The sequence below is a fragment of the Streptomyces sp. LX-29 genome (assembly GCF_029541745.1).
Taxonomy (GTDB): domain Bacteria; phylum Actinomycetota; class Actinomycetes; order Streptomycetales; family Streptomycetaceae; genus Streptomyces.
The window spans coordinates 3307540-3319515 of sequence record NZ_CP089746.1 but is presented as its reverse complement, the minus strand read 5'-3'; the positions used below and the strand labels follow the sequence as shown (position 1 = coordinate 3319515).

Annotated in this window: 11 protein-coding genes; 5 read left to right on the top strand and 6 right to left on the bottom strand. The window is 72.7% G+C overall.

What is annotated here, in order from left to right; genetic code table 11:
• Window positions 1–70: 70 nt before the first annotated feature.
• Complete coding sequence (gene argS / locus LRS74_RS14205) at window positions 71–1825, bottom strand: arginine--tRNA ligase (RefSeq protein WP_277741338.1); 1755 nt, start codon at window positions 1823–1825, stop codon at window positions 71–73.
• 159 nt (window positions 1826–1984) lie between these two features.
• Here argS and lysS point away from each other — a divergent pair, with 159 nt between their 5' ends.
• Window positions 1985–3745, top strand: coding sequence for a lysine--tRNA ligase (gene lysS / locus LRS74_RS14200; protein ID WP_277741337.1), 1761 nt, complete (start codon window positions 1985–1987; stop codon window positions 3743–3745).
• A gap of 152 nt (window positions 3746–3897) precedes the next feature.
• Window positions 3898–4101 carry a hypothetical protein gene (locus LRS74_RS14195; RefSeq protein WP_277741336.1) on the top strand — a complete coding sequence of 68 codons (204 nt, stop codon included), beginning with the start codon at window positions 3898–3900 and terminating at the stop codon, window positions 4099–4101.
• 13 nt (window positions 4102–4114) lie between these two features.
• Here the strand turns inward: LRS74_RS14195 and LRS74_RS14190 are convergent, their stop codons facing one another.
• The 3 genes from LRS74_RS14190 to LRS74_RS14180 form a co-directional block, all read right to left on the bottom strand.
• Window positions 4115–5683 carry a DUF2637 domain-containing protein gene (locus LRS74_RS14190; RefSeq protein WP_277741335.1) on the bottom strand — a complete coding sequence of 523 codons (1569 nt, stop codon included), beginning with the start codon at window positions 5681–5683 and terminating at the stop codon, window positions 4115–4117.
• A gap of 177 nt (window positions 5684–5860) precedes the next feature.
• Window positions 5861–6562: a hypothetical protein gene (locus tag LRS74_RS14185; RefSeq protein WP_277741334.1), complete on the bottom strand. Its 702-nt coding sequence runs from the start codon at window positions 6560–6562 to the stop codon at window positions 5861–5863.
• A gap of 120 nt (window positions 6563–6682) precedes the next feature.
• Window positions 6683–7636: a DUF3558 domain-containing protein gene (locus tag LRS74_RS14180; RefSeq protein ID WP_277741333.1), complete on the bottom strand. Its 954-nt coding sequence runs from the start codon at window positions 7634–7636 to the stop codon at window positions 6683–6685.
• 172 nt (window positions 7637–7808) lie between these two features.
• Between LRS74_RS14180 and LRS74_RS14175 the strand changes: the two genes are divergently transcribed.
• Entirely contained in the window at window positions 7809–9002 is a 1194-nt protein-coding gene (locus LRS74_RS14175; RefSeq protein WP_277741332.1) for an RtcB family protein, read from the top strand.
• A gap of 93 nt (window positions 9003–9095) precedes the next feature.
• Here LRS74_RS14175 and LRS74_RS14170 read toward each other — a convergent pair whose 3' ends face one another.
• Together LRS74_RS14170 and LRS74_RS14165 are read right to left on the bottom strand one after the other, a co-directional pair.
• Complete coding sequence (locus tag LRS74_RS14170) at window positions 9096–9860, bottom strand: SDR family oxidoreductase (RefSeq protein ID WP_277741331.1); 765 nt, start codon at window positions 9858–9860, stop codon at window positions 9096–9098.
• A gap of 257 nt (window positions 9861–10117) precedes the next feature.
• Entirely contained in the window at window positions 10118–10450 is a 333-nt protein-coding gene (locus LRS74_RS14165; RefSeq protein WP_277741330.1) for a YnfA family protein, read from the bottom strand.
• Window positions 10451–10621: 171 nt separating this feature from the next.
• On the opposite strand from LRS74_RS14165, the gene LRS74_RS14160 reads away from it, so the two are divergent.
• Together LRS74_RS14160 and LRS74_RS14155 are read left to right on the top strand one after the other, a co-directional pair.
• Window positions 10622–11101, top strand: coding sequence for a cupin domain-containing protein (locus tag LRS74_RS14160; RefSeq protein WP_277744755.1), 480 nt, complete (start codon window positions 10622–10624; stop codon window positions 11099–11101).
• Complete coding sequence (locus tag LRS74_RS14155) at window positions 11098–11901, top strand: glucose 1-dehydrogenase (protein ID WP_277744754.1); 804 nt, start codon at window positions 11098–11100, stop codon at window positions 11899–11901. Before LRS74_RS14160 ends, LRS74_RS14155 begins: the two co-directional genes overlap by 4 nt.
• Window positions 11902–11976: the final 75 nt, after the last annotated feature.

The following is an 11976-nucleotide window of genomic DNA, read 5'->3' as shown; positions in this document are numbered from 1 at the left end:
GGGCCGCGGAAACACGAACGGCCGCGGGGACGGGAGTCGCTCCCGTCCCCGCGGCCGTACCGTCGTGCGATCAGAGCCGCTCGGGGGTGCGGATGCCCAGGAGCGCCATGCCCTGGTGGAGGGTGCGGGCGGTCAGGTCGCACAGGAACAGGCGGTTCTCGACCTGCTCCGGGGTCTCGGCCTTCAGCACCGGGCACTGGTCGTAGAAGGTCGTGTAGTGCGAGGCCAGCTGGTACAGGTAGGCGGCCAGCTTGTGCGGCTCGTAGGCGGCGGCGACCTCGGTCAGGGTCTCGCCGAACTGGTCCAGGTGCAGACCCAGTGCCCGCTCGGCCGGGGTCAGCGGAAGCTTCGGGTGGGCGGCGGGGCGGACCTCGCCGGCCTTGCGCAGGATGGACTGGATCCGGGCGTACGCGTACTGGAGGTAGACGGAGGTGTCGCCGTTGAGCGAGACCATCTGGTCCAGGTCGAACTTGTAGTCCCGGGAGGCGGAGGTGGACAGGTCCGCGTACTTCACCGCGCCGATGCCGACCTGGGCGCCGCGCTCCGCGATCTCCTCGTCGGTCAGGTCCTGGGCCTTCTCCCGCACCACCGCGGAGGCACGCTCGATCGCCTCGTCCAGCAGGTCCACCAGCCGCACCGTCTCGCCCTCACGGGTCTTGAACGGCTTGCCGTCCTTGCCGAGGACGGTCCCGAAGGCGAGCTGGACGGCGTGCGTCTCCTCGTTCAGCCAGCCGATCCGGCGGGCCGTCTCGAAGACCATCTTGAAGTGCAGCGACTGGCGGGCGTCCACCACGTACAGCAGGGTGTCGGCGCCCAGGTTCCGCACCCGGTCGCGGATGGCCGACAGGTCGGTGGCCGCGTAGCCGAAGCCGCCGTCGGACTTCTGCACGATCAGCGGCACCGGCTTGCCGTCCGGGCCCTTGACGTCGTCGAAGAACACACACAGCGCGCCCTCGGAGCGGACCGCGACGCCCGACTCCTCCAGCAGCCGGCAGGTCTCGACCAGCATGTCGTTGTAGCCCGACTCGCCGACCACGTCGGGGTCGCGGATCTCCATGTCGAGCTTGTCGAAGACCGAGTAGAAGTAGATCTTCGACTCGTCGACGAACCTCTGCCACAGGGCCAGGGTCTGCTCGTCGCCGGCCTGGAGGTCCACCACCCGGCGGCGGGCCCGGTCCTTGAACTCCGCGTCGGCGTCGAAGAGCGCCCGCGCCGCCTTGTAGAGCCGGTTGAGGTTGGACATGGCCTCCTCACCGGAGGACTCGTCCTTGTGGTCCAGCTCGTGCGGGTGCTCGATCAGGTACTGGATGAGCATGCCGAACTGGGTGCCCCAGTCGCCGATGTGGTGGCGGCGGACCACCTTCTCGCCCGCGAACTCCAGGATCCGGACCACCGAGTCGCCGATCACGGCGGACCGCAGATGGCCGACGTGCATCTCCTTGGCCACGTTCGGCTGCGCGTAGTCGATGACGGTGGTGCCGGGGTTCGCGGCGTGCGGAACGCCCAGCCGGTCGTCCTCGGCCCGCGCGGCGAGCGTCCGCACGATCGCCTCGTCGGTGATCGTGATGTTCAGGAAGCCGGGGCCGGAGACCTCGATCGAGGAGACCAGGTCGTCGGCGGGAAGCGCCTCGACGACCTTCGTGGCCAGCTCGCGCGGGTTCCCCTTCAGCTTCTTGGCGAGCCCCAGCACCCCGTTGGCCTGGAAGTCCGCCCGGTCGCTTCGTCGCAGCAGCGGGTCTGCGGAACCGGCCTCCGGCAGGGCAGCCGAGAGGGCGTCCGCGACGCGCTGGTGGACCGAAGCGGCAAGGGAAGGGACCGAGGCCATGGGATGGGTGCCGTTCCTCTAGGGGTGCGAAAGGTCGGTCAAGTATCCCACGGCGAACACCGCCCTCTCCCGGATAAAAAGGCATCCCCGACCGGGTGACGCGTCGGGACCCTGGCAACCCCGAGGGCGCCCGCTTCGTCTGGGAGAATGGTCGATGCCATGACCACAAGGAAGGAAGTGCCGAACGTGGCTCAGAGCACCGAGACCGACTGGGTCTCCCGTTTCGCGGACGAGGTCATTGCCGAGGCGGAGCGTCGCGCGCCGGGCAAACCGATCGTCTGCGCCTCGGGCCTCAGCCCGTCCGGCCCGATCCACCTCGGCAACCTCCGCGAGGTCATGACCCCGCACCTGGTCGCCGACGAGATCCGGCGCCGCGGGTACGAGTGCGTACACGTGTTGTCCTGGGACGACTACGACCGGTACCGCAAGGTCCCGGCCGGCGTCGACCCCTCCTGGTCCGAGCACATCGGCAAGCCGCTGACCTCGGTCCCGGCCCCGCCCGGCAGCCCGCACCCGAGCTGGGCCGAGCACTTCAAGGCGCCGATGATCGAGGCGCTGCGCGAGTTGGGCATCGAGTTCCACGGCATCAGCCAGACCGAGCAGTACACCTCCGGTGCCTACCGCGAGCAGATCCTGCACGCCATGCGGCACCGCGGCGAGATCGACGCCGTCCTCGACCGCTACCGCACCAAGGACAAGCCCAAGTCCGCGCCCAAGCAGCAGGCCAAGGGCAAGCTGGACGAGGCCGACGCGGCGGCCGCCGAGGCCGCGGCCGAGGGCTCCGGCGCGGCCACCGAGGACGACGGCAGCGCGGGCGGCGCCGGCTACTACCCGTACAAGCCGTACTGCACCGTCTGCGAGCGCGACCTGACCACGGTCACCGCCTACGACGACGAGACCACCGAGCTCTCCTACACCTGCGTCTGCGGGCACCAGGAGACCGTGGCGCTCAGCGAGTTCAACCGCGGCAAGCTGGTCTGGAAGGTCGACTGGCCGATGCGCTGGGCGTACGAGGGCGTCGTCTTCGAGCCCTCCGGCGTGGACCACTCCTCGCCCGGCTCCTCCTTCGTCGTCGGCGGGCAGATCGTCCGCGAGGTCTTCGGCGGTGAGCAGCCGATCGGCCCGATGTACGCCTTCGTCGGCATCAGCGGCATGGCCAAGATGTCCAGCTCCAAGGGCGGGGTGCCGACTCCGGCCGACGCGCTGGAGATCATGGAGGCCCCGCTGCTGCGCTGGCTCTACGCCCGCCGCAAGCCCAACCAGTCCTTCAAGATCGCCTTCGACCAGGAGATCCAGCGGCTCTACGACGAGTGGGACGCCCTGGAGCGCAAGGTCGCCGAGGGCACCGCCCAGCCGGCGGACGCCGCCGCGTACAGCCGCGCCACCCGCACCGCGGCCGGCGAGCTGCCGCGCACCGCGCACCCGCTGCCGTACCGCACCCTCGCCTCGGTCGTGGACATCACCACCGGCCACGACGAGCAGACGCTGCGCATCCTCAGCGAGCTGGACCCGGCCAACCCGGTGAAGTCCCTGGACGACGCCCGGCCCCGGCTGGACAGGGCCGAGCGCTGGATCAGCACCCAGGTCCCGGCGGACCAGCGCACCCGGGTCCGCGAGGAGCCGGACACCGAGCTGCTGGAGTCGCTGGACGAGCAGGGCCGCGAGTCGCTGCGGCTGCTGCTGGAGGGGCTGGACACGCACTGGTCGCTGGACGGGCTGACCACGCTCGTCTACGGCGTGCCCAAGGTGATGGCCGGCCTGGACCCCGAGGCCAAGCCGACCCCGGAGCTCAAGGTCGCCCAGCGCGCCTTCTTCGCCCTGCTCTACAAGCTGCTGGTCGGTCGCGACACCGGCCCGCGGCTGCCCACCCTGCTGCTGGCGGTGGGCGCGGACCGGGTGCGGCGGCTGCTCGGCGCGTGACCCGCGCGCGGACGCGGTGCGCGGATCCGGTGCCCGAGGCACCCCGCGCCCACGCCGCGAGGGGCGAGTCCGGGTGACCACACCCTTCGGCTGACGCGCGAATCGGCCCCGGGAACGAGGCTTCCCGGGGCCGTTCGCGTCAAGCTGGCCCTATGCGCGAACTCATGGGAATCGTCGGCATCGTCGTCGCCGTCCAGGGCATGCTCGGCTTCTGCGGCCTCACCTTCGACGACGAGGCGTGGGGTGTCCTGCACAACTGGTTCGACCTGCCCGCGGGGGCGTACGCCGGCATCGCGCTGGCGGGGCTGGTGCTCGCGGTGTGGGGCGAGGGGACACGCCGGGCCCGGAGGGCCTGAACCCGAGCGGGCCCTACGGGATGGTCTCGGGCTCCTGCTCGATGCGGTAGCGGCCCTTGAACTCCTCCACGTGCGCCTTCAACTCCTCGTTGTCCAGGCCGGTCAGCCCGTAGCCGTCCCGCAGCAACTGGCCGAACTGGAAGGCCGAGGGGAACTTGCCGTTCTGCCGGCAGTACTGACGGAAGGCGCCGTACAGCGCCTCGTCGCGCGGCATGTCCTCCGGTAGCCGGCCCCGGGCGGCGGCGCGGGGCGCGCCGGCCTCGGCGATGCCCTCGGCCTCCGGCTCGAACTCCGGCGCCTCGCTCTGTGCCTCCTCGACCCGCGGGAGGTCGGCGGCCCGCTCGACACCCGCCTGCGGGGCGTGCGGCCGCACGGCGTCGCCCTGCGCGAACTCGGCGCGCGGCTCCGGGTGCGGCTGCGCGACGGCGTACGCCTCGTCCGGGCCGGCCTGCTGGTACACCGGCAGCGGCACGGAGACCGGAAGGGACTTCGGCGCGGGTGCCGGCACCGGCGCCGGCGTGGGAGCCGCGCCGCCGACCTGCCCGACGACGGTCGGGAAACCGTTCACCGGGGTCTGCTCGGCACCGGCCGGGAAACCGTTCGGCCCGGCGGAGGGGCCGGCGGACCGGCCGGCGACGCCGGGGAAACCACCCGGCGCCGACACCTGTCCCGCGACGCCCGGGAAGCCGCCGGGAGCCACCTGGCCGGCGGTCGCCGGCGCTGCGGCGTGGAGGACCGCGCTGTCCGGCACGGTGGCGTACGCACCCGCCACGCCCTGCCCCAGGGTGGTCGCCCCCGCGGCGGCCGCGCCACCGGCATCGGACCCGCCGGGCCGCGCACCACCGGCTCCGGCACCGGCCGTCGTCCCGGCGCCGGCCGTGAGCGCCGGCCGGATCACCGCCGGCTCGATGCCCGCCGCCGCGAGGCCCGCCTCGGCGGTGTCGGCAAGCGGCACCCCGTACCGCGCCAGCCGCAGTGGCATCACCGACTCCACCGGCGCCTTGCGGCGCCAGGCGCGCCCGTAGCGGGCGCGCAGCCGGGCCCGGTAGACCAGCCGGTCCTGCTCGAACTTGATGACCTCGTCGTAGCTGCGCAGCTCCCACAGCTTCATCCGGCGCCACAGCCGGAAGGTGGGCACCGGGGCGAGCAGCCAGCGGGCGACGCGCACCGACTCCATGTGTCGGTCGGCGGTGATGTCGGCGATCCGGCCGACGGCGTGCCGCGCGGCCTCGACGGAGACCACGAACAGCACGGGGATGACGGCGTGCATACCGACGCCGAGCGGATCCGGCCAGGCGGCGGCGCCGTTGAAGGCGATGGTGGCCGCGGTGAGCAGCCAGGCGGTCTGGCGCAGCAGCGGGAAGGGGATGCGCATCCAGGTGAGCAGCAGGTCCAGAGCCAGCAACACACAGATGCCCGCGTCGATGCCGATCGGGAAGACGTTGGCGAAGTCGCCGAAGCCCTTCTTCTGGGCGAGGTCGCGGACGGCCGCGTAGGAGCCGGCGAAGCCGATCCCGGCGATCACCAGGGCGCCGGCGACGACCACGCCGATGAGTATTCGGTGCGTACGTGTCAGCTGCATCGCGGCCACCCGCGATCCCTCCCCGTTCCTCTGGATGCGCGCCTCAGCGTCGCATACACGTCAAGCGGCCGCGTGCGGTGGTGTGACCCACCGCCGCGGCCGCTCTCCGACGGCCCGGCGGGGCCGTCGGCCCCGCCGGGCCGGTATCGCCTCGGCTTCCGCTCGCCTGTCGGCGCCCTACTTGTTGGCCGTGGCGACCGACTCCACGGCCTCCTTGGCCGCGTCCTGGGCGTCCTTGAGGAGCTTGTCCGCGTTCGGGGTCTCCCCGTCCTCGAAGCCGGCACCGTCGTATTCGACGATCACGACGACGTTCCCGGTTCTGGCGACCACGGTCTGGTTTCGGAAGTCCTCCTTCTCCTGCTTGGTCTCGGACTTCACGGTGACCGTCTTGTCGCCGATGGCCGCGGTGCCGGTCTTGACGTTCTTGGCGTCCTTGACCTTGCCGGCCTGGTCGGCCTGGGCGGTGGCGTACTCCGCGGCGCGCTGGTCGCCGGAGCCGGAGGTCAGACCGGAGTCGAAGCGGCGGAAGGAGAGGGTGAGGGAGCGGTACTGGTAGTCGTCGAGGCCGCTCCACAGGCAGCTGTCCGACTCGCTGCTGTCCGCGGAGGCCAGGTGCTTGCCCTTCTTGCTCTCCGCCTTGGGCACCAGCTTCTCGACCGTCCTGCCGACCAGGGCGTCGCACGCCTTGGGAAGCTTCTTGAACTTCACCGGCGCGACCGTCGGCGTCGGCTTGGCGGTCGGCTTGGCCGAGGCGGTGGCGGAGGACTTGGCCGAGGACTTCGGGTCGGAGTCCGAGTCGGAGGAGCAGCCGGCTACGAGCAGCACCGGTACGGCGGCGCAGGCGAGGACACGGGCGAGTCGCGGGGCTGTTCGGTGCATGATCCTTAACTCATTTTCGGTCAATGGGCGGCTGGCCCGCCCGCGTGGCTACAGAGCACGGTACGCGGCCGCCGCGTTCACCTGTCCGGATCCCGGCGGATCCGCGCGCTGCCCGGGCGGTCACTCGTCGATGCGTCCGGTCAGCTCACGTGCCAGATCTTCGGCGTTCCGCTGGAGCTCTTCGCTGCGGGGAATGTGCGCCTTGTCACTCGACCACTGGTCGTAGGTGATGGTGACGATCACATTGGAGGAGCGGAAGACGACGGTGATGTCACGGTGGATCGCGGAGCCGGTGGTGCTGAGCCGGTCGTCCAGGAACCCCTCGTCGGCCAGGTCGTCCAACCGGCGCGGCGCCTCGGTCTCCGGCGTGTCGTCCCCGTCGGCCGACGGGGTGGCGCCGCCCTGGTCCGCGGCGGAGGGGGAGCCCTGGCCCGCGGCGGACGGGGAGCCCGGCGAGGCGGGGGAGGCCGTCGGGCTGGTGGGGGGTGTGGCCGAGGAGGGCCGGGAGGGCTTCGGGCCGGCCGGGGCGGTCGTCGGGGCCGTGGGGCTCGTCGGCACGGCGACGTCCGGAACCTGTGCGGCCGCCGCCTTCTTGGCGTACGTCAGCCGCGCCCGCTCCTCGTCGCTGACCGCGGAGTCGTAGGAGACCACCCGCTCCAGGTCCAGGGTCAGATGGCGGCTGCCCTCGGGGGTCTCCACCTTCCAACTGCAGCCGACGCTGCGGTCGGTGTCATAGGTGACGGCGGCCTGGCCCGCGTAGACGTCCTCGACCTCGTCGCCGTCGGCGTCCTCCGCCTCGGTGCCCTCGGCGAGGGGGAGCAGGATGCGGAGGGTCTTCAGGCTGACCGTGCCGCACGCCTCCGGGAGGGTGCGGTACCTCCCCGGCTCGGCGGTGACGCTGTGCGCGGCGCCGTCGGTCTTGCCGTTCTCCGAGCCGTGGGGCGTGGGGGAGTCGCTGGTGCAGCCGGTGATCCCGGTCAGCCCGGTGGCGAGCGCGGCCAGCACGGCGACGGCCGGCGCGCCCCCCGGCGCCCGCTTCCCACACGCCCTCGCCTTTCGCTGCCATGGGTGCACGGTCCGCGGCTCCCTTCGGGTCGACCTTCGAGCGAAAACTGCTTGCCGCCGCGCGGCGGGGGGTGGAGACAATGTCTATCGCACGCACTGCCGCGTCTGCCGGTCTGCTGTCGCCCTTGATGCGCGAAGCCCGGTTTTTGCTATTTATTCATTACGGGGGTATGGGTTAGTTATGTCGTACACCGAGGTTCCCGGTGCGCGGGTTCCGATCCGCATGTGGGCCGACCCGGCCACGGTCGAGGGTGTCGCGATGCAGCAGTTGCGCAATGTGGCCACCCTCCCATGGATCAAGGGTCTGGCCGTCATGCCGGACGTCCATTTCGGCAAGGGCGCGACGGTCGGCTCGGTGATCGCCATGCACGGCGCGGTCTGCCCGGCCGCGGTCGGCGTCGACATCGGCTGCGGGATGTCCGCGGTGCGGACCTCCCTCACCGCGAACGACCTCCCCGCCGACCTCTCCCGGCTGCGCTCCAAGATCGAGCAGGCGATCCCGGTGGGGCGGGGGATGCACGACGAGCCGGTGGATCCGGCGCGCGTGCACGGGCTGCCGACGGCCGGTTGGGACGGGTTCTGGGCGGGCTTCGACCGGCTGGCCCAGGCCGTGCACTTCCGTCATGAGCGGGCCACGAAGCAGATGGGAACGCTGGGCGGGGGCAACCACTTCTGGGAGTTCTGCCTGGACGAGTCCGATGCGGTGTGGATCATGCTCCACTCCGGCTCTCGCAACATCGGCAAGGAGCTGGCGGAGTACCACATCGGTCAGGCCCAGAAGCTGACGCACAACCAGAACCTGGTCGACCGCGACCTCGCCGTCTTCCTTGCCGACACCCCGCAGATGGCGGCGTACCGCCGGGATCTGTTCTGGGCGCAGGAGTACGCCAAGCGGAACCGCGCCATCATGATGGCGCTCTCCCAGGATGTGATCCGCCGGGAGTTCAGGAAGGCCAACGTGACCTTCGACGAGGTCATCTCCTGCCACCACAACTACGTCGCGGAAGAGCGCTACGAGGGCCTCGACCTGCTCGTGACCCGCAAGGGCGCGATCCGCGCGGGCGGCGGCGAGTACGGCATCATCCCGGGCTCCATGGGCACCGGCTCGTACATCGTGCGCGGCATGGGCAACGAGGCGTCCTTCAACTCCGCCTCGCACGGCGCCGGCCGGAAGATGAGCCGCAACCAGGCCAAGAAGCGGTTCTCCGTGCGGGACCTGGAGGAGCAGACGCGCGGCGTGGAGTGCCGCAAGGACGCGGGCGTGGTCGATGAGATCCCGGGCGCGTACAAGCCGATCGAGAAGGTCATGGAGCAGCAGCGGGACCTCGTCGAGATCGTCGCCAAGCTCAAGCAGATCGTCTGCGTGAAGGGCTGACGGGACGGCTGACGAGACGGCTGACGGACAAGGGGCGGCCCCTGGGGGCCGCCCCTTTCCGCGCCGTGCCGGTGCCGGCGCCCCGTTCGCGGTTCAGCCCTCGCGGTGCACCTTGTAGTTGGAGGCCTGGGCGCGGGGACGGATGACCATGAGGTCGACGTTGACGTGCGACGGGCGGGTGACGGCCCAGGTGACGGCGTCGGCGATGTCCTCGGCGACCAGGGGTTCGGCCACGCCCTGGTAGACGGCGGCGGCCCTGGACTCGTCACCGCGGAAGCGGACCTTGGCGAACTCCTCGGTCCTGACCATGCCGGGGGCGACCTCGATGACGCGGACGGGGGTGCCGCACAGCTCCAGGCGCAGGGTCTCGGCGATGACGTGGGCGCCGTGCTTGGCGGCGACGTACCCGCCGCCGCCCTCGTAGGTGGCCAGACCCGCGGTCGAGGAGAGGACCAGGACGGTGCCGTCGCCGGAGGCGGTGAGGGCGGGGAGCAGCGCCTGCGTCACGTTGAGCACGCCGACGACGTTCACCTCGTACATCGCGCGCCAGTCGGCCGGGTCGGCGGTGGCGACGGTCTCGGTGCCGAGGGCGCCGCCGGCGTTGTTGACCAGGACGTGGACCGGGCCGTGGCGGTCGAGGTCGGTCGCGAAGGCGTCGACGGCGGCGCGGTCGGTGACGTCCAGGGCGTACGCGACGGCCTCGTGTCCCGCCGCGTCCAGCTCCGCCGCCAGCGCCTCGACCCGGTCCTTGCGGCGGGCGGTGAGGACGACGCGGAACCCGGCCGCGGCGAGCCGGCGCGCGGTGGCTGCGCCGATGCCGCTGCTCGCGCCGGTGACGACTGCGGTACGGGTGGTCATGGACCCTCCTGCTGTTTCGACGGGCGGTGCCGCGGAGCGTGCCGCCGGCTGGTGGTGCCGGGTGGTGCCGGGTGGTGCCGCGGGGCGTGCCCCGACATGGCGCCGCGGGCTCGCGCGTGATCCACTGCGCAGCATATGCCGGTGCGGCCGGGGCGAGCCGCTCCTCCACCTCCCGGCCGGCACCGGGGCCCGGGGGCCGAGGCGGCGCCGTGGCGGGCCGACCAGCGGGTCCGCGCGCCCACGAGGAGCCGCGCGGGCTAGCCCCGGGGCGCGTACATGATCACGGCCATGCCGGCGAGGCACACGAGCGCCCCGATCACGTCGAAGCGGTCGGGCCGGTAGCCGTCGGCGACCATGCCCCAGGCGATCGAGCCGGCGACGAACACGCCGCCGTAGGCGGCCAGGACGCGGCCGAAGTGCGCGTCCGACTGGAGGGTGGCCACGAAGCCGTAGGCCCCCAGGGCGATCACCCCGGCGCCGATCCACAGCCAGCCGCGGTGCTCGCGGGCGCCCTGCCAGACCAGCCATGCGCCGCCGATCTCCAACAGCGCGGCGAGGGCGAACAGGGCGATGGAACGGGCGATGAGCATGGGCGGAAGGCTACGGGGGCCGCGGCCCGGCACGCCGCGCGGCCGTGGCGCCGTTGACCCGGCCCGGGGAAGCTGCCATGTTGAGGCTGGTCCCGGGCGGAGATCGCGGAGCGCGACGACGCCCGGGGAGACGAGGTCCTGTCGAGCGGAGGGACGGGCGTGCGCGGCGACATCGATCCCGAGGCGCTGGCCGCCCTCTTCCGGCTGGCGCCGCTGCCCCGCGAGGGCGGACGGTACCGGCGCACCTGGGCGGGGCCCGCGCGGCCGGACGGCCGGCCGGAGGGGTCGGCGATCGTGATGCTGCTGACCGCCGCGCCGGACGACTTCTCCGCCCTGCACCGGCTCCCCGTCGACGAGGTCTGGCACTTCTACCTCGGCGATCCGCTGACGCTGCTGCTGCTCGCCCCGGACGGCAGCTCCCGCACCGTCACCCTCGGCCAGGACGTCTTCGGTGGCGAGCGGGTGCAGTACACCGTGCCGGCCGGCACCTGGATGGGAGCGCGGGTGGCCGACGGCGGCGCCTGGTCGCTGTTCGGCTGCACCATGGCGCCCGGCTTCACCGAGGACGACTACGAGCACGGGGACGCGGCCGAGTTGACCGCGCGCTACCCCGGGGAGGCCCAGTGGATCGCGACCCTGGCCCGGCCGTGACCGGCCACGACGACGGCACGGCTCGTCCCCTCGCCGCCGGCCTGCCCGACCTCACCGGTCAGGTGGCGCTGGTCACCGGCGCCGGGGGCGGGGTCGGACGGGGCATCGCACTGCGGTTCGCCGCCGCCGGTGCGGCGGTGGCCGTTCACTACCGTACGAGCGAGGCCGCCGCGCGGGAGGTCGTGGACCGGATCGAGCGGGTCGGCGGCAGCGCGCTGGCGCTCCACGCCGACCTGGCCACCGAGGACGGCTGCCACCGGCTGGTGGAGCGGGCCGCGGCCTGGCGCGGCGGGCTGACCGCGCTGGTGAACAACGCGGGGGTGCAGCCGGTCCGGGGGCTGGCGGGCATGTCCACGGCCGAGTGGCGCACGGTCTCCGACCTGAACGTGCTGAGCGTCTTCGCCTGCACCCAGGCCGCCGCGGCCGTGATGCGCGCGAGCGGCGGCGGCTCGATCACGCACATCGCCTCGATCGAGGGCACCCGGCCCGCGCCGGGGCACGCCCACTACTGCGCCGCGAAGTCGGCGGTCATCATGCACGCCCGCTCGGCGGCGCTGGAGTACGGCGCCGACGGCATCCGGGTCAACACCGTCTCGCCGGGGCTGATGGCCCGCGACGGCATCGAGGAGGCGTGGCCCGAGGGGGTGGACCGCTGGCGCCGGGCCGCGCCGGCCGGGCGGCTGGGCCGGCCCGAGGACATCGGCGACGCATGCGTCTTCCTGGCCTCGGCGATGGCCTCCTGGGTCACCGGACACGACCTGGTCGTCGACGGCGGCGTCTCGGCCCGCCCCACCTGGTGACCTGCCCCCCCGGCTCCCGGCCCGCGCGCCGCGCGGGCCACGGGAGGGCCGGGGGCCGCCGGGGTCGGACCCCCG

Bases quoted from the DNA above. Each gene is read 5' to 3' on its own strand.
- argS (WP_277741338.1), bottom strand. From the start codon at position 1,825: ATGGCCTCGGTCCCTTCCCTTGCCGCTTCGGTCCACCAGCGCGTCGCG.
- lysS (WP_277741337.1), top strand. From the start codon at position 1,985: ATGACCACAAGGAAGGAAGTGCCGAACGTGGCTCAGAGCACCGAGACC.
- LRS74_RS14195 (WP_277741336.1), top strand. From the start codon at position 3,898: ATGCGCGAACTCATGGGAATCGTCGGCATCGTCGTCGCCGTCCAGGGC.
- LRS74_RS14190 (WP_277741335.1), bottom strand. From the start codon at position 5,683: ATGCAGCTGACACGTACGCACCGAATACTCATCGGCGTGGTCGTCGCC.
- LRS74_RS14185 (WP_277741334.1), bottom strand. From the start codon at position 6,562: ATGCACCGAACAGCCCCGCGACTCGCCCGTGTCCTCGCCTGCGCCGCC.
- LRS74_RS14175 (WP_277741332.1), top strand. From the start codon at position 7,809: ATGTCGTACACCGAGGTTCCCGGTGCGCGGGTTCCGATCCGCATGTGG.
- LRS74_RS14170 (WP_277741331.1), bottom strand. From the start codon at position 9,860: ATGACCACCCGTACCGCAGTCGTCACCGGCGCGAGCAGCGGCATCGGC.
- LRS74_RS14165 (WP_277741330.1), bottom strand. From the start codon at position 10,450: ATGCTCATCGCCCGTTCCATCGCCCTGTTCGCCCTCGCCGCGCTGTTG.